Origin of the sequence: Gorillibacterium sp. CAU 1737 (assembly GCF_039888655.1) — a bacterium.
Lineage (GTDB): Bacteria > Bacillota > Bacilli > Paenibacillales > NBRC-103111 > Gorillibacterium.
In genome coordinates, this window is record NZ_JBDQQO010000007.1 from 82,052 (window position 1) to 98,677 (window position 16,626).

The 16,626-nt window shown below is 56.6% G+C and carries 16 protein-coding genes and 1 other annotated feature; of the genes, 7 read left to right on the plus strand and 9 right to left on the minus strand.

What is annotated here, in order from left to right; genetic code table 11:
- Positions 1-26: 26 nt before the first annotated feature.
- Positions 27-257 carry an alpha/beta-type small acid-soluble spore protein gene (locus tag AAFN83_RS15535; RefSeq protein ID WP_347770931.1) on the minus strand — a complete coding sequence of 77 codons (231 nt, stop codon included), beginning with the start codon at positions 255-257 and terminating at the stop codon, positions 27-29.
- Between the two features lie 149 nt (positions 258-406).
- On the opposite strand from AAFN83_RS15535, the gene AAFN83_RS15540 reads away from it, so the two are divergent.
- Together AAFN83_RS15540 and trpS are read left to right on the plus strand one after the other, a co-directional pair.
- On the plus strand, positions 407-1,861 hold the full coding sequence (locus AAFN83_RS15540) for a S41 family peptidase (protein ID WP_347770933.1): 1,455 nt from the start codon (positions 407-409) through the stop codon (positions 1,859-1,861).
- A gap of 47 nt (positions 1,862-1,908) precedes the next feature.
- Positions 1,909-2,170: a binding site (T-box leader), on the plus strand.
- A 68-nt stretch (positions 2,171-2,238) separates the two neighbouring features.
- A complete protein-coding gene (trpS, locus tag AAFN83_RS15545; RefSeq protein ID WP_347770935.1) occupies positions 2,239-3,222 on the plus strand; it encodes a tryptophan--tRNA ligase in 984 nt (327 codons plus the stop codon).
- Between the two features lie 94 nt (positions 3,223-3,316).
- Here trpS and AAFN83_RS15550 read toward each other — a convergent pair whose 3' ends face one another.
- From AAFN83_RS15550 to AAFN83_RS15560, 3 genes are all read right to left on the minus strand, one after another.
- Positions 3,317-4,300, minus strand: coding sequence for a metal-dependent hydrolase (locus tag AAFN83_RS15550; protein ID WP_347770937.1), 984 nt, complete (start codon positions 4,298-4,300; stop codon positions 3,317-3,319).
- A 205-nt stretch (positions 4,301-4,505) separates the two neighbouring features.
- A complete protein-coding gene (gene gerQ, locus AAFN83_RS15555) occupies positions 4,506-4,970 on the minus strand; it encodes a spore coat protein GerQ (RefSeq protein ID WP_347770938.1) in 465 nt (154 codons plus the stop codon).
- A 22-nt stretch (positions 4,971-4,992) separates the two neighbouring features.
- Positions 4,993-5,415: a cell wall hydrolase gene (locus tag AAFN83_RS15560; RefSeq protein WP_347771245.1), complete on the minus strand. Its 423-nt coding sequence runs from the start codon at positions 5,413-5,415 to the stop codon at positions 4,993-4,995.
- 203 nt (positions 5,416-5,618) lie between these two features.
- On the opposite strand from AAFN83_RS15560, the gene cyoE reads away from it, so the two are divergent.
- Positions 5,619-6,572, plus strand: a complete 954-nt coding sequence (gene cyoE / locus AAFN83_RS15565) for a heme o synthase (RefSeq protein ID WP_347770940.1) — start codon at positions 5,619-5,621, stop codon at positions 6,570-6,572.
- 126 nt (positions 6,573-6,698) lie between these two features.
- Here cyoE and AAFN83_RS15570 read toward each other — a convergent pair whose 3' ends face one another.
- The 3 genes from AAFN83_RS15570 to AAFN83_RS15580 all read right to left on the minus strand — a co-directional run bounded on the left by AAFN83_RS15570 (position 6,699) and on the right by AAFN83_RS15580 (position 8,553).
- Positions 6,699-7,052, minus strand: coding sequence for a toprim domain-containing protein (locus AAFN83_RS15570; RefSeq protein ID WP_347770942.1), 354 nt, complete (start codon positions 7,050-7,052; stop codon positions 6,699-6,701).
- Positions 7,053-7,184: 132 nt separating this feature from the next.
- Positions 7,185-7,274, minus strand: a complete 90-nt coding sequence (gene yjcZ / locus AAFN83_RS15575) for a sporulation protein YjcZ (protein ID WP_347770944.1) — start codon at positions 7,272-7,274, stop codon at positions 7,185-7,187.
- A 118-nt stretch (positions 7,275-7,392) separates the two neighbouring features.
- On the minus strand, positions 7,393-8,553 hold the full coding sequence (locus AAFN83_RS15580; RefSeq protein ID WP_481810514.1) for an MFS transporter: 1,161 nt from the start codon (positions 8,551-8,553) through the stop codon (positions 7,393-7,395).
- 157 nt (positions 8,554-8,710) lie between these two features.
- Between AAFN83_RS15580 and AAFN83_RS15585 the strand changes: the two genes are divergently transcribed.
- The 4 genes from AAFN83_RS15585 to AAFN83_RS15600 all read left to right on the plus strand — a co-directional run bounded on the left by AAFN83_RS15585 (position 8,711) and on the right by AAFN83_RS15600 (position 13,610).
- Positions 8,711-9,139, plus strand: coding sequence for a hypothetical protein (locus tag AAFN83_RS15585; protein WP_347771259.1), 429 nt, complete (start codon positions 8,711-8,713; stop codon positions 9,137-9,139).
- Positions 9,140-9,383: 244 nt separating this feature from the next.
- Positions 9,384-10,538, plus strand: coding sequence for a transglutaminase domain-containing protein (locus tag AAFN83_RS15590; RefSeq protein WP_347770947.1), 1,155 nt, complete (start codon positions 9,384-9,386; stop codon positions 10,536-10,538).
- Between the two features lie 13 nt (positions 10,539-10,551).
- On the plus strand, positions 10,552-11,301 hold the full coding sequence (locus tag AAFN83_RS15595; RefSeq protein ID WP_347770949.1) for an HAD-IA family hydrolase: 750 nt from the start codon (positions 10,552-10,554) through the stop codon (positions 11,299-11,301).
- A gap of 29 nt (positions 11,302-11,330) precedes the next feature.
- Positions 11,331-13,610, plus strand: a complete 2,280-nt coding sequence (locus AAFN83_RS15600) for a peptidoglycan D,D-transpeptidase FtsI family protein (protein WP_347770951.1) — start codon at positions 11,331-11,333, stop codon at positions 13,608-13,610.
- Between the two features lie 86 nt (positions 13,611-13,696).
- On the opposite strand, the gene AAFN83_RS15605 is transcribed toward AAFN83_RS15600, so the two are convergent.
- Both AAFN83_RS15605 and AAFN83_RS15610 read right to left on the minus strand, forming a co-directional pair.
- Positions 13,697-15,889, minus strand: a complete 2,193-nt coding sequence (locus tag AAFN83_RS15605; protein WP_347770953.1) for an ABC transporter permease — start codon at positions 15,887-15,889, stop codon at positions 13,697-13,699.
- A complete protein-coding gene (locus AAFN83_RS15610) occupies positions 15,886-16,617 on the minus strand; it encodes an ABC transporter ATP-binding protein (protein WP_347770955.1) in 732 nt (243 codons plus the stop codon). The genes AAFN83_RS15605 and AAFN83_RS15610 overlap by 4 nt, the downstream gene beginning before the upstream one ends.
- Between the last annotated feature and the right edge of the window lie 9 nt (positions 16,618-16,626).

Here is a 16,626-nt window from a genome sequence, read left to right on the forward strand (position 1 = left end):
GCCAGGACTTGCTTTTCATTTACCCCTTAGCGGGTGACGTTCGACTTGCCTGCCAGTTGTTGTTCGGCGATTTCTACCAAGCGGCGGGTAATGTGTCCCCCGATCGCACCGGTGTCGCGAGTCGCCATATACCCGTAGTAACCGTCGGCCGGGATTTGAATCCCGAGCTCTTGTGCCACTTCATACTTCAGCTGGTCCAGGGCTTGGCTGGCTTGTTGAACAACAAGGGTGTTGCTGCTGCGGCTTCCTGCGCCCATCTCTTCTCACCTCCAGTAATGGGTAGTATGGACGAAACGCGAAGAAATACTCATCCATACGAAAAATCCATTTGACGGCTTCTTCTTGAGGGGCTTATAGTTAGTTCATCCTAAACGGAAAACTCTGACATTGAGGTGTTTATACTCCCGTGAAATCATTAAAGCGTCTTCTGCTTATCGCTGTCAGCGCCTGTGTGATTCTGACAGCAGCACCGGTTTACGCGGAATCGGCAACTCCCGCAGCCAAGTCCTCCACGCCCGTGACCCGGATCGAGGATGTCATGAAACTGCTCCAGCAATACCTGCTGTGGAATGTGACAGAGGACGAGCTGGTGAAGGCGGCCATCCAAGGCATGATCGATTATGTGGATGACCCGTACACCCAATATTTTACGGCTAGTGAAGCCCAGGAATTTATGAATTACATAAACGCAACGGATTTCGAGCTTGGCTTCTATATGAAGGCGGTGGACAGCCGCATCAAAATCACGGATGTGGATAAGGGTTCACCTGCCGAGAAGGCTGGCATTCAAACGGGGGACTTCGTGGTCGCCCTGAACGGCATTCCGGTGAGTGTGGACAACCTTGTGAAGGTCTTGTACGAGCAACTCCCCAAAGGAGACAAAGGAACTTTGAAGGTGGAGGTTCGGCGCGGGGTAAGCAACTATACGTATACGCTTGATCTCACGAAGGTTGAGTACCCGCAAGTAAGAACCGGACTGTTCGCCGACAAGATCGGGTATCTGCAGCTGTCCTCCTTCGGGGATCGTTCCGTGGAGGAATTCGATAAAGGCCTTGCCGATCTTCGTGCCAAAGGCATGAAGTCCTTGATCTTCGATCTCCGTGGGAACGGCGGCGGGGATGTGGAAGTGGCCGAGAACATTGCGAAGCGTTTCATCAAGGAAGGCATCTTTATCTTTATTACCGACAATACCGGAGAGGTATACAAGGACGAACTGGAAGGCGGGACTCCGATCGGCGTTCCGGTTTATCTCCTGGTTGACGAAGATACCGCCAGTGCTTCGGAGATGCTGGCCGGCATGCTGCAGGATTACGGCATCGCCAAGGTGATCGGTGCGAATACGTACGGCAAGGGTGTAATTCAGCAGCTTCACGAGTTCGAATCGGACGGGGCGATGCTGAAGCTTACCACTTACGAGTACTTTACGCCGAAGGGGAACGTCATCAATGACGAGGGCATTGCTCCGGACATCGAGGCGGACGATGTGTTCAACCAAGTTTTGACCGCTGTGCGGGAGGCCGGAGCATCGAAGTTTACGGTTCAACTCACCCAAACGGCCTATACGGTGAATGGAGTCGAGTTCCAGGGAAGCGTTCCGGTCATTCGTGAGAAGGGCAAGGTCTACGCGCTTGCTCGTGTGGTTGCTCCTCTCTTGGGGGCGAAAAACGAGTGGAAGGGCGGCAAGGAACAAACGTTGAACCTGATCCATGACGGCAAAACGGTAAAGTTCCCGCTCGCATCGGGCAAGGCGCTTCAACGCAATGGATTGACGTACCTGGACCTCTCCGAAGTGGCTAAGCAGTTCCCATCCTTTATCTGGAAGGATGCGTCGGGTACGCTGACGCTAACCAGCGCGGATTGACTTTTGCCGGAAGAGGGCTATAATAAGGAAACTACAAGCTTGAATAGGGCAAGGCAATGACAGGAAAGAGTAGACAGGTCTCGTCTCCCCAGAGAGCCGGCAGAGGTGGAAGCCGGTGTGACCGCCTGATCGAATGGATCCTGGAGCTTTATGCCGAGAGCAAACGAAAAGGGTGGCTGCATGCACGCTCCCTCGTTTGAAGGTAGGCGGCGCGGCAGCTCTCCGTTATCGGAGCAGGAAGAGGCTGTTTTCGGCGAGTTTCGCTGCGAACGGCGAATTAGGGTGGCACCACGGTCTATCGTCCCTTGCGGGCGATAGGCCTTTTTGTATGCAGAAATTCAGGCGAAGCCTGTCCATGGAAAGGAGCAGGAGAACAAATGAAACGTGTATTGTCAGGGATCAAGCCAAGCGGTGATCTGAACATCGGAGGGTATTCCGGAGCGCTTCAGCAATATATCAAGATGCAGGAGGAGTACGAAAGCTTCTTCTTCATTCCGGACCTTCACGCCATTACGGTTCCCCAGGACCCGAAGGAGCTGCGCCATCGCTCGAAAGAAATCGCAGCCTTCTACATCGCGGCAGGAGTCAACCCGAAGAAATCGGCCGTCTTCCTTCAATCCCAGGTGGCGGCACATGCCGAGCTGGGCTGGTTGATGGAGACGCAGGTGCATTTTGGAGAGCTCAGCCGGATGACCCAGTTCAAGGACAAGTCGGAAGGCAAGGATTCCGTCAGCTCCGCCCTGTTCACCTATCCTGCCCTCATGGCGGCAGACATCCTGTTGTACCAAGCCACCCATGTGCCGGTCGGAGAGGATCAGAAACAGCATGTCGAGCTGACGCGAGACCTGGCAACCCGGTTCAACAATCGCTTCGGGGAGACGTTTGTCGTGCCCGAGCCAATTATTGAAGAGACCGGCTGCCGGATCATGAGCCTGGATGACCCGACGAAGAAGATGAGCAAGAGCAACCCGAACAAGAGCAGCTACATCCTCATGCTAGACGACGCGGCAACGATTCGCAAGAAATTCTCTCGGGCGGTAACCGACTCGGAGATGAGCGTTCGGTATGACCCGGAGAACAAGCCGGCCGTCAGCAACCTGCTTGAGGTCTACTCGGTCTTCTCGGGAGAAGAAATCCCCGTCATCGAGAAGCGGTACGAAGGGCAAGGGTATGGGGGCTTCAAGAAGGAACTGGCCGAGGTGGTGATCGCCAAGCTGGAACCGATTCAGAAGACGTTCCACGAGATCATCGACTCGGAGGAGCTGCTGACGATCCTGAAGGACGGCGCAGAACGAGCTGCTGCGATTGCCGATGAGACGGTGCGCAAGGCGAAGACGGCCATGGGCATCCTCACCTTCTAAAGAAGACGGAATCAAAGAGAACACCAAAAGAACCAGGCCGGCGCGCGGAAGGCGCGAAAGGCCTGGTTCTTTCTTTGGCAGAAGGCAGTTTGGTTCAGACCGTATCCGGGCGCAGCTTTTTCTCCAGACGGGAGTCGCTGACCCATCCGACATAGGAATAGAGAACCTTATAGTCATCATCCATGCGCAGCACGGCGAGGAAGGGATACTGCTTGCGGTATTGATACCGAACGTCCACCCATCGCACCTCATACCCGTCCGCACGCTCGCGCACCTGAGCGCAGGCGAAGGAGGAGAAGTAAAGGAAGGCGGCCACATCGGGATGGCTCTTGGAGGCCTCAATGGCGGGATGGTCGTCACAGACGAATTTGTCGATCCAGCGCAGCTTGCGGTTTCGCAGCTCCCCGACGAGGAAGGTCCCGTCACTTCTTCGTTTCACTACATTCCATGCCGTATAGTTGACGGTCGGGAACAGATGGATGCGATCCCCTCCGCGAAAGTCCGTATCCAGCCGGGTTGCATGCTTTTCCAGTCGAACGTGTTCCAGTGTTCGGAAGGCATAGTACAGGATGACAAGTCCGTAGAGGACCGGAAAGATTGTCTGCGGAGGTGCAGCGCCGAGCGCCCAGAGGGCCAAGGCAGCCAAGTGGCTGAAGAAGAGGAAGGGATCAAAGATGTGAATGATGTTCAAAGCGATCCAGCGATGAGTAAAGGGCTTCCCTGCTTGCGTGCCGTAAATGTTAAACAAGTCGGTTACGACGTGGAAGACGACGGCTCCAAAGACCCACAATCCGATATGCAAAAGGGGGAGCGGAGGGAAAAGCAGCCCTACGAAAGCGGTGATGAGCAGCGACCACAGGATGAGCGCCGGAATGGAATGGGAGGTCCCCCTATGGTTGCGCACGTAGATTGCGTTGCCGCGGAACCGGAGCAGTCCGTCCGCATCCGGAGCTTGGGACCCCAATACTGTGCCGAGCATAACGGCTGCTGTAACGGTCGAACTCTCGGCGATCACCGGATCAAGCTGAGCCAGCCCGGCGAGCCCAAGTCCAATGACGAAGTGAGTTCCCGTATCCATGATGAATGGCCTCCTGTCTGTGGAACGAATCCGATTCTCTTAGTGTACCACGTTCTTACCCAAAACATGAGTCGGTGAACGGCTCATTCTATGCAAGGGAAAAACAGGATGCACCGGGTGACTGTGCAGGAAGCTCAAAAAAGCCCTCTCCAGAAAGGAGGGGGCTTTATAAAGTGCGGGAGTGAGGGGAAGGAGATGGAGAACATTACCGTGGCAGCGGGACACCTGGCGGATGGAAATAGTTCAAGGGTTCGTCAAAGGTGATGTAATCCAGATTTACCATGAGCAGAATGTAGCGCCTGCCTGTTTCGGGATCACTGATGATAATATGATCGCGGCCTGCGGCTTCCAGCTTGCCCTTGAAGATCTTGGCGTTCCATTCGACGTTGTTCTCGAAGGTCATGTAGATGGTGGCAACCTTCCCAAGATTCAGCCGGAGGATGTTCTCAATATACGATTCTTCCACCCTTCCTGGCGGAAGGGCTCCAGGGGCGGCCGCCCCTGTCGGCGTAACCGGGGTACCGGCGGGAACGGGGGGGACCATTTGAGCGCCGGTGCCAGGCGCCCCGGGTATGTATCCGGGCATACTGCCGGACGGGGTCCCTCCATAAGGGGAAAAGCCGCCTGCCTGGGGACGGTAAGCAAACCCCTCATTGTTAAAATAACTCATTCTCCTTCATCCTCCTTTAAGCTTAATAAACACTTGGGCAATTCTCCGGCAGCGGTGAGAAAAAGCAGTGGCTCTTGAATCGGTCGGTCAGCGGCTGATTATACCATTCGGCAGGGCATTCTCCGGTCGGTCGGAAATACCAAAGGGAGTTGGTAGCGGGATAGATCCTCTCGCCATTGATAACCCGACGCGCCAATCTCCGTTCACTATCGCGAGGCCGCTGATAAAAGTATCCGAATTGGGTTGCTTCAAAGCCGCCCGGACTTTGATAAACGACATCGCGGATCGAGCGGACGTTGCGAAAATCGAGGCAGTCGACCAAAGCCCGATTGATAACCACGTTGCCGACCATGAGCATGCCTTGATCGCCTTCACCCTCCGCCTCGGCGCGGAGAAGGCGGGCCAGCAGGTCCACGTCGCTGGAATTTGTCTTGATGACGGCCAATGGGATCACGCTTCCTTTCGCAGTCTCTCCTTTATCCATCATATGGGCGTTCGCCCGAAAGCGTTCCTTTGCTGGAAAAAAACTTTTTCGAAAAGGTGTGATAAATGTTACAGATTTTCGAAGGTTTGTCTGAATGGTTGTTGTGAATGGCTCAGGATTGGTATAGTATAAGGGCAAGAATTGCAGATTAGGAGGGGTTATCGGTGAGTCATCCACTCGATGCGACCAACACGCTTGACCTCGATAAGACGGATCGTACCCATTCCGTCAAACCTTATACGTGGAAGGATTTTGTATATATTACCAAACCCGGAATCCTCTTTAGCAACCTGATGACCGTGTTCGGGGGCTTCTGGCTCGCGTCCCAATGGACCATCGATGGCATGCTTTTGCTATGGACTCTGCTGGGAACAACGCTGGTCATGGCCTCCGGCTGTGTGCTGAACAACTTTCTTGATCGGGAAATGGATTTGAAGATGGCTCGAACGCGGAAGCGGGCGCTTCCGTCCGGCAGGTTGAAGCCCGGCATGGTGTTTACCTATGGGGCGGTTCTCGGAATCGGGGGGCTTGCCATCCTGTATGCGCTTGTCAATCCGCTGACAGCGGGTCTCGGCTTGATCGGCCTGCTCGTGTATGTCTGGATTTACACCGCGTGGCTCAAACGGACTTCCGTCTGGTGCACCGTGGTAGGAGCCATTTCAGGAGCTATGCCCCCTATGATGGGGTATGTGGCGGTCACCGGGAAGGTGGATACGCTCGCGATCCTGCTGTTCGCGATTCTCTTCCTCTGGCAGCCGCCGCATTTCTGGGCGCTCGGCATTCGGCGAAAGGAAGAATACCGGGCTGCCGGATTCCCGATGCTGCCGGTGGTCAAGGGTGCTCGCGCCACCCGAATCAGCATGATTCGCTACGCCGCGCCGCTTGTTCCGGTCTCAGTGCTGCCTTATTTTGTGGGAGCTGTCGGCCCCGTTTATCTGGTACTGTCGGCGGCGCTCAGCATCGGCTGGCTGGTACTGATCGTGAGAGGCTACGGTCGGTCCGATGAGAACGAATGGGCGAAGAAGGTATTCGTCTATTCGATCAACTACCTCATGGTTTTGTTCCTCATCCTCATTCTGGATACCGCCGGCGGGTTCCTGTTTAACCTGCTTACCTAATCAGAACGGATTTGCGTCAATACCTTCAATAGGCCCGTCCAGCTTGTGCTGAAGCTCCTTCAGGGAGAGGCTTCAGGCAGCTGGCGGGCCTTTTGGGTTCATGTGGGGCTTGCAGAGTGTGTTTTCTCAACCATGCTCTTGCAAATATTCGCCCAGTCCGGCTTTGTCGAGCTGCCGGGCGAGGTATTCCTCAGGCGTTCCTTCCACCCCGGCGTACCCCTTGCGGGTGTAGATCTGCTCGGCGTCCGGGAAGGTGTCGCGCAGAAGCCCACGAATTCGCTTGCCCGACGGGTCGTTGTCGGTAAACAGGTAGATCGGATCGTCGCCTGCCTCCCGGCGCAGCCGATCCAGCTGTTCGGTTCCCGGGGTTCCCTTGGTCGTCAGAATCCGAACCTCAGGACGGAGTAACCGGGCGAGACGGCTCCGGTCGTTTTTGCCTTCCACAATGATGACGATCTGGGGCAGAAGCATGTCCATCATGCAGTCACCTCGCTCCTATCATACCCTGGATCATGCGGATTGTGCGAGGAGAAGCAAAACGGCTTGAGCCGTCGCCCGCGCGAAAGGCGCAGGGGACGGCTCCATCCAATGGAAGGCTGGATTGGGCTTCGCTTAATAGAAGCTGAGGAGAATGATGACCAACAGGATAAAGAGAACCAGCACGAAGGAGAAATTATCCCGGAATGTACCGACAGCGGCCATGAAGCTGCACCCCTTTCCGTCTTTCGCTTGCTTTGCCTTATCATCCTATGCGGCAAGAGCGGAAGGGCCTGTGCGAACACCCATATGAAACGGGTGCGAACCAGCGATGCCCGATCGCTCAGCCATAGGATCGGCGCTGGCGGCCGAAGGGCATCAGGACCAGCCCGAGCATGAGAACTGCAAAAGCGAGGAAGTAGGGGGACACCTCGGCACGAAGCTGCCCCGCCAGGATAGGACCGATAAAGGAACCGATCGAGAACGCGATGGACAATAGCGAGAAAGCGCGCCCGTACTTGCCGGAGGGAGTTGATTGTGCGAGAAGGGCAGCGAGCGAAGGGAAGGTGATCCCTTTGGCCGCTCCAATCAGGAAGAGCGATACAAACAAGGGAACTCCCCATCCGATGGCTAGTCCATAATAAAGAACGGCGAGCGCGAGACTGCCGGCGAGGGTCCGGCCAAATGCCGAAAACCGGTTCAAAAATATGAGACTGAGCGAGAAGAGGGCGCCGAAGCTGACGACGGTAAAGAGAACACCGGTTGTAAGGATGGAAGTCCGAGCCGCGGAACCGAGTGGAAGCTCAAAGAAGAGAATGCCCTGCGCGCAAGACAGCCCGATCGGGATTCCAAAAAAGAGCCAGGGAATCGGACTTTGCGGCTGCTCCAGCGAAAGGGTGGGGTCTGTACTTGTTGAATGGCCATGCGGGTTCTTGCCTTTCGGAAGAGACTGTGGATCGCGCGATTCCTTCAGGAAGAAGAGGGTGAGAACACCGGTGATCAGCAGCAAGATGCCCAGCGCGGTGAAGGAGTGGGAAAAGCCCAGCTTGTGGACGAGGTACGCGCCGACAGCCGGTGACACAACGGAAGCCAGCGTATGAATGAGCCCATTGCCGCTCATGAGCTTGCTTTGGTGAACCCGATCCTTGGCGAGCTTGGCCAGCATGGCCATGCTGGCGGGAGAGAGAAAGGCAAGGGCGAAGCCGCTTAGCGAGCGAATGATCAGAAGCTCCCATGGATCATTCACCCGGGCTTGCAGAAGCAGAAGGATTCCGCCCAGGACGAGGCTCGCCGAGATGAACCAGCGGCTTCCGTGCCGGTCAACGCCGTATCCGGCGAGGAGATTCCCTGGCAGGTGCGTGAGGGAATAGAGGCCCATGATGAGGCCGATGAACGAAGGCACAGCCCCGAGTGACAGAGCGAACGGAGAGAGAATGGGGTACTGGGCGTGGAGATCGAACATGGCGATGAACAGAAATAGATAGAGCCAAATTGCGGTTTTCATAAGCCACCCGCCTGTCGTAGAGGTTCTCTTCTTACTAGTACGCCAAGGAGTGGACCGATAGTACAACCATTCCTTTCGTTCTAGTTGCCCTTGAGCTTTCTCTCCCTGCGGGGAAGATGGTATGATAGAACAACAAACCTGTAAAGGATGGAAGCGAATGGAGCAATGGTCAGCTTTTCTAGCGGATCGATGGTATGTGATTTTGATTGTATTGGTCGCCCTCTTCCTCGTCATTCGAATCGTCAAAACGTTCGTGAAATGGGTGCTCGTCCTGGTGATTGCGGCCGGGGTGCTCTATTACGGCTACAACTATGAGGGAAGCCTGGATAAGATCAAGCAGGCGGTGACGACTGTGGCGACCGAATCCCTGCAACAGCAAGCGACAGACCTTATGAAAAAGGAAGCCCAGTCTGCCAAGTACGTGAAGAATAAGAACGGCTCCTACACCATCACGACCACCAGCCTGAAGCTTACGGGTAAGCCTGGCGATGAGGAAGTGAAGGTCACTGTGCTGAAGCAGACGTTTACCATGAAGGCCAGCACCGTGAAAGCCTTCGTCGAAGAAGCGGCCAAGAACGGCAACTAACCCCCGGTTCCCGACTTTAGTCAAGTTGAACGAAAGAAAGGGCAGAGGAGCACGGAGAGAAAGGTTGAAGCTGGAGGAGCGTAGCGATCGCCTTTGTTTTTCAATTTCAACCTCAGAAAAAAATCGAGAAATTGAAAAACAACAGCGACCGGAAGCTCGACCTCTTCTCGCAGTGCGTTCTCAGCAGATTTCAATAGTTCAACGCTTCACGGGAGCCGGCTTTGGAGAAAAGGAGGGACCCCCTTTGTCCGAATGGCTCCAGACACTCTGGGACGGCGGCAATCTCGTCACCGTGATTCTCGTGCTCATCATCCTGTTCTCCGCGCTCGCCGGAGCGGCGCGCGGTGCGACCAGCTCGGCTCGCCAACTCGTTCGTTTCGGTGTGGATACCGCCATGACCGTGCTTGCGATCCTCCTTTCGTGGAAGGCAGCCGAGGTGCTGTCTCCGCGCCTGGAAGAGTGGTTGACGAACCGCGCCATCCGCATCCCGGACCGGGCGCTCGGTGCAGTCGAGCAGCTCTACTATACGGTCGTAACGGGGATTCGGGATTTCTCCCTCATGCGGGCGGCGCTTCTCTTTTTCCTGGCTTATCTGATCATTCGCTCCCTGCTCGGAAGCATCACGTTCTTCCTCGGCCTCGGGTTTCTCCGCGGAAAACGTGGAGGGAACGAGGATCGCGGCCTCGCCTCGATCAGCAGCCTGACGGGAGCTGTGCTTGGCGCGATTACCGGGTCCGGCCGCGCCTTATTGTTGATTGCGATGCTGTTTGTCTATACTTCTCTCTTCCCCCAGACGGGCTTCGCCTCCACGATCCGCGATTCCAAGCTCTATGAGGAAGGAACGAAGCGAATTGTGCAGCCGCTGGCAGGCGATTGGCTGACCACCCGACTGCCCGTCTTCACCGAATCGGTGAAGGATGAGCTCTCCCGTGTCATGGAACGCCGCTACGAGGTCTTGGATGCCAATGTGCCCGATGATATCGTACTGGCGGCGAAGAAGGTCACGGAAGGAGCCGCCACCGAAGAGAAGAAAGCGCGAGCTTTGTACGAATGGGTAGGAACCCGTGTGCGCTATGATTGGGACAAATATAACCTGTATATGGATCAACGCATTTGGAAGGAACAGACCCCGAGGGATACGTTCCGCACGCGTACAGGCGTCTGCATCGACTATTCCCGGCTGTATGCAGTTATGGCTCGCTCGGTCGGCCTTGAGGTGAAGGTGGTGACCGGCCTCGGCGCTGACGGAACCGGCGGCTACGGGCCTCACGCCTGGAATGAGGTCTGGCTTCCGGAGGAGGGCTGGGTGCCGCTGGATTCCACATGGGTGTCGAGCGGCGGCAACTGGTTCAATCCGCCGAACTTTGACGAGACGCATATTCCCGACAAGCTTACGTAAGGAGGACACTCGGTTGACGAATACGATTCCAACCCCGATAAACCAGACGCCCCCCAAGGAACCTCGCCCGCTCACGGCTTACAAGGCAATCTTCTTTGATGCTGGCGACACCTTGATTACGGTTCCCGGCGACCGCAACCTGTTTGGGGCCTTTCTTGCCCGCTATTCCTTGATCCGCGAGGAGGAAGCCGTCGGACAAGCGCTCAAAAATGCCATTCACAAGCACTATGTAAACAAACCTTTAGCTGTGGACGAGTTGTGCTCACCGGAATCCGATCGGCTATACTGGATGAGCATCTATCATGACGTGCTCTTGGAGCTGGGAGCCGACCGGGAATGGAATGAAGCTGAGATCGAAGCGGTCTGCTCTGGTTTATATGAGGAGTTTCTCAAGCCCTCTCATTACGAGCTGTTTCCTGATGTCATTCGGAATCTGGAGCGACTGAAGCAAGAGGGGTTCCGGCTTGGGCTCGTCTCCAACTTCTCCTCGGGGCTGCGGGCGATCCTGGAGGACAAAGGAATTCTCCCCTTCTTCGATCCAGTCGTCATTTCGGTGGAAGCCGGGATGGAAAAGCCCAATCCGAACATCTTCAAGCTCGCACTTTCGCTGGCAAAACTTGAGCCCTCGGACGTCCTCTATATAGGAGATCACGAGGTCAATGATGTCTGGGCGCCGGCCCAGGTCGGAATTGACTCCCGTCGGATCAAACGCTACGATTACCATAAAGGCGAGGGAATCCACTCGTTGGATGAACTGGTCTGAATGATGGGAATGAGAAAGGAAGGCAACTCATGCAGAACTCCCCGGAGCTGAATGACGATAACCAAAAGCGCGAAGGGATGCTGCGACGGCATTTTTCCATCCGCATCAACATGTTCTTCTTTGCCACCTTCGTTCTGTTCTCGCTGCTCGTGGTGCGGCTTGCCTACCTTCAATTCGTGGAAGGACCTGCCCTCAAGGCCGAGAAGCAGAGCGGAACGCACGGAGAGGTGTTCATCCCGCCTGTTCGCGGCAATATCTACGATGTCAAAGGGGCCCCGATCGCGACCTCGCGCTCGACTCAGTCCCTCTTCATGCAATTATCCAAGGACGACCAATACGAGCAGCTGCTTCAGATTGCGCGTACCCTGGAACAGGTGTTCATCCAATACGGCAGCAAAACATCCACTCCGCTGACCACCGAAGAGATCTTCAATCTTATGGATACGGAATACACATTCGAGGGCGAGAAGCGGGCTCCGAAGGATTATTTCTATTCACCGCGTCGGATCAAGAGCGGCTTGACCAAGGAAGAGATCGCTCACATCTCGGAGCATCGGGATGAGATGGCAGGACTCGACATTTCGGAGGAAAGCATCCGCGAGTACGAGGAAGATCCCGACAAGCAAGTGGCGGTTCAGCTTGTGGGCTACCTGCGGCGGTTCAGCGGGGTAACGGGACCGGAAAAAGAGGGGACCATCGCGAACTTTTACCGCGACAAGAAGGAGAAGGAAGGCTACGAGGACCGGGAGTATGTCGGCGTAGACGGCCTGGAGTACCTGTATCAGGATGAGCTTCGCGGTGTGAACGGCAAGAAGGTGTACCCGGTCAACAGCCGCAACCAGATCATTGGTGACGCGGAGATCACTTATCCGGAAAAAGGGAAAAACCTCTACCTGACGATCGACCGGGACGTTCAACTCGCGGCCCAGAATGCCATCAAGGAAACGCTGGACGTTCTGCACAAATCGAACCGCCGGTATGAATCTGACGGGAAGAACGCCCTAATGGGCTATGCGGTGGCGATGGAAGTGGACACCGGACGTGTGGTAGCCATGGCAAGCTTTCCCGATTACCAGCCTGCGGAATGGTACAACATGACGGATGAGAAGTACATGAGCCTCATGAATCTCATTCCCAATGGCGCCATTCGCGACCGCCGGATCAACACCCAGGATCAGAAGCTTCTCAACCGAAGTGCTTCCTCGCTCGTGCCGCTCGGGTCCACCATCAAGCCTCTTTCGGTGCTGCTCGGCCTTCGGGAAGGGCTGTTCGGGCCGAACGACACGTACTATGATTCCGGTCTTCTTACGTTCGGTAAGGATGGAAGCGGCAAGGTAACAAACTCCGAGAAGCACGGGTCCCAGCTGTTAACCCCGAGCAAGGCCATTGAGCTGTCTTCCAATACGTTTATGGCCAAGATGATCGGGTTGAACCTGTATGACCGGTTCACGTTCTATCAGAACAAAGGCACGACGCCGCTTGAGGTGTGGGACAAGTACATGAAGGCCTTTGGGCTGGGCGTGAGCACGGAGAGCGGGCTTCCGTTCGAATCCGTAGGCGTTCGGGATTATATTGAGGACAAGAGCTCGAGTACGCAGAGCGTGCTCGTCATGTCTTCCTTCGGCCAAGGGGCGAAGTACACCACGTTGCAGCTCGCTCAATACGCAGCGATGCTGGGGAACCGCGGCAACCGGATGAAGCCGTTGTTTGTGGATCGCATCACGACCTATGACAACAAGGTTCTGCATACCTACAAAGACGACGTCCAGGTGCTGAATTCCGAGAAATTTACCGATCAACAGTGGAATACCGTCATCAGCGGGATGAAGTCGGGTGTGGAGGGTTTTGATGACTTCCCGATCTCCTTCGCCCGCAAAACCGGGACGAGCCAATCGTTTATCGCGGGACGCCGGGATCTCCTGAATGCGACGTTCGTGACGTTTGCACCGGTGGAAAAGCCGAAGCTGGCGATTGCGGTTGTCGTTCCGGAAGGCGGTTATGGACGCTATGGAGCGGCTCCGATCGCCCGGAAAATCTACGATGCCTATTTTGGGTTTAAAGCCGAGCCGGATGCGAGCACGACAGATTCGAAAACAGGCAATTCCGCTGCTGGAACGCCCAATACGCAAGGAACCAATGCGGTTAACCCGAATGCGGCTGGAAATACCGGGGGCAGCGGGAACAATGGGAATGCTGGGAATGCCGGAAATGCAGGAAATACTGGGAACGCGGGAACGAACGGGGGAACACCCTCGGGCAGCGGCCAGAAGGAGCAGCTGACGGATGGCGTATTCCGGGTTAACCCATAAACGCGATTTTGTGAATGGAAAAGAAGGCTTGAAGCGAAGGCGGGAGGTTTCCCTGCCAGGCTTCAAGCCTTCTTTTTTCATGCGCATCAGGTGCCAGATAATTCCTTAAAGGAGGCATCGTAGATCCGGAACATCGTTTTGTACCCCGACTCGTCGACCTTGATGCCGACATCCAGCCGTCCTGTTATTTCGAGGGGGCCAGACTTGTACCGGAGCTTCTGATCCCCCTCCACGAAGACGATCATGATCTTGTTCCAGTAGGTTTCGTCCCCGTTGTCGAACGGGCATTCCGCCCCCGGTGCGGGAATGAGCAGAAACCAATGCTTCTCAAAGGAAAGCACCTCGCCCATAAAGCCCTTGATCGTAACCGTAGCCTTGTCGTCGCTCAGATCCCAGAAACGCTCGGAGGGGCGGGTTTGATCGGTTCCGTCAAAGAAATCGTTCCAACCGATGGCCATCGTTCCCTGGGTCGGCTTTTTACTCGCCTTCGGGCTTGCAGCTGGAGCGGAAGGCGCGGTCGAAGGGTTTGCCGAAGTGCGTGCTGGGTCGGTGCCGGTACTGGAAGAACCGGGTTCCTTAGCCGTTGACGGGCTGGCTGAAGGCTTATTCTCGGTGGAAGGGTTCGTCTTGCCGCTTCCCTCTTGGGCTGCTGGATCGCTGGATGCAGAGGCGGAAGGAGGGGGAAGAACGGCCGAAGCGGCAGAGCTGCTGGGTTCAGCCGGTGTCTGGGCAGCCGGATCACTGCTTGCTGGAGCGGGCGAGCGGTCCGTCGCACCGGAAGCTCCTCCATCCGTGGGCGCAGGCTCGCTGCTTACAGCAGGCGCAGAGACCGCGGCAGTAGCTGACTGTGTTCCAGACGGTGAGGGGGAAACGGCTGCGGGGGAGTCCAAAGCTCGCTCCGCCGGTGCGGCAACTGCTTGGTTAAATGAACCAACAGCTGCGGCGGCCGGCTCCTTTTGGCCGCAGCCCGTGAGAAGGAGCGGCAGGGCCAGACCGAGCGTCAGAATCAGCAGGTTGGACCGCGAGACAAGCGCAAGCGGATGCTGGCGGTACAGCCGGAATGCGGGGAGCAGAGACGCGATCAGACCAATGCCCAGGGTTCCGGCGATGAGAAGCCCCTGCTCGGGTGTCCAGGAGAAGGGTTGAAGCTGGACGCCCGTTCGGGCGAAGGCGGTTCCCCGCGCCAGCCAAGCGGCGAAATGTCCGAGCAGAAGCCCGGTCGCGAGGCCGATGAAGGAAAGGATAAGCCCTTCGCTCATGATGGTCAGCCAAACGAAGCTCTTGGGCTTGCCAAGCAACCGGAGCAGCCCGGCATCCTTCGTTCGTTCACCTGCGGCTGCGACGAGGGAAAGCAGGATGGTGAGTGCAGCCAGCAGGACGCACAGGGCTGTAATCATGCCGACCAGGCGGGAACCCTGGTCCACGGTGTTCATGAGATCGGCGACGACCTTGCTTGAATATACGGCTTGCACGCCCGGAAGCGACGAGCCTATGCCTTGCTTGAGGGTATGGACGCCAAGGAGGGAAGCAGGCTTGACCAGAATGGCGGTAATCTCTTTCTCCTCTGCGGATTCGCTATGGCCGTGAACCGCCCACGCCGAGTCGACGGTAGTAAAGACGGCGCGATCATCGGGTGTATGCAGAGGCGGCAGAATGCCGGTTACGGTGTAGTGGAAGCGGGCATGTTCATCCGTATCCTGCTCGCTGCCTTCTTCATGGGTCGCGTCTCCTTCGTGGTGCTCCTCCCCCGCATGGTTCTCTTCCTCATGTCCAACTTCACCGACGAGGCCATGAGCGCCGGTGAACGTATCGCCGACGGAAAGACCGGATGTCCGCGCCGCTTCTGAACCGAGGACTGCTTCTCCCGTTGCGGCATACAAGCGGCCGGAGGAGAGGGAACGATCTCCATAGCGCGTTGGAAAGTATCGCGGCTCGATGCCGACGATGGGATACCCGCTCATGCGGTCACCGGTGGTAAACGCGAACGCTTCCGCGACGCCGGGATCGCGATGCACGCGATCAAGCACCGACAGCGGAATGTTCCCGGTCGGCGCGCCGATGTGGTAGAACGTATTGAGCACGAGTTGGCTTTCGCTGCCCGCCGCGCCGATGACGAGGTCGAAGGGGCCGTAGCCCTGCTCAGCTCCATGCTCGACACCTGTTCGGAACAGGGAGAACAGGACGATAAACGCGACGGTTGCGGCAATCGCGATCACGGTGAGAAGAGACAAAAACAGCCGATGGCGGATGTTGCGGAGCGAGTATGTGATGAGCCTCATGCGAGTGTCGCCTCCCGGCTTGCATAGTCTGCCGCCGCTCGCGGGGAGATGGGCCGGCCAATGCGATTCACTTCTCGAATATCCTGCCTGCGCGGGAACAGAGAGGCGAGGCCGGTATCATGGGTAACCACGAGCAAGGTTTGCCCGCCTGCCTGTGCGAGCTCCAGCAGCAGAGAAGTGAGGGAAGCCGCCGTTTCGGCGTCGAGGCTGCCGGTCGGTTCGTCGGCGAGTACAATAGGCGGTTGATTGATGAGGGCGCGCACGATGGCGACCCGTTGCTGCTGGCCGCGTGACAGCTGTCCAGGCAGGTGGTCCGCCCGATCGGCCAAGCCTACCCGGTCGAGCCATTCCAGAATGAATCGCTTTTCCGACTTGCCGGAAGCGAGGCCGAGCCTTTTCCGATTCAGAGCGATGGCGATGTTTTGTCTGGCTGTTAATGAGGGAAGCAGGTGAAAGTCCTGGAGCACATACCCGATAAAGCTGGCCCGGAAGCGATCGCGTTCGGATTCGTTCAAGCGGCCGAGCTCCACTCCGTTCACTTCGAGGCATCCTTCATCGGGCAGGGCGATGCCGCTGATCAGATGAAGAAGAGTGCTCTTACCGGAGCCGCTAGGTCCGGTAAGAGCCACTTGTTCTCCCTGATTCACCTGCCAGGAAGGGACGTCCAGGATGGGCAGAACGCTGCCCTGCACCCGAAACTGTTTTTTCAGGCCGGTGATGGTCAGCATGGGAGACCT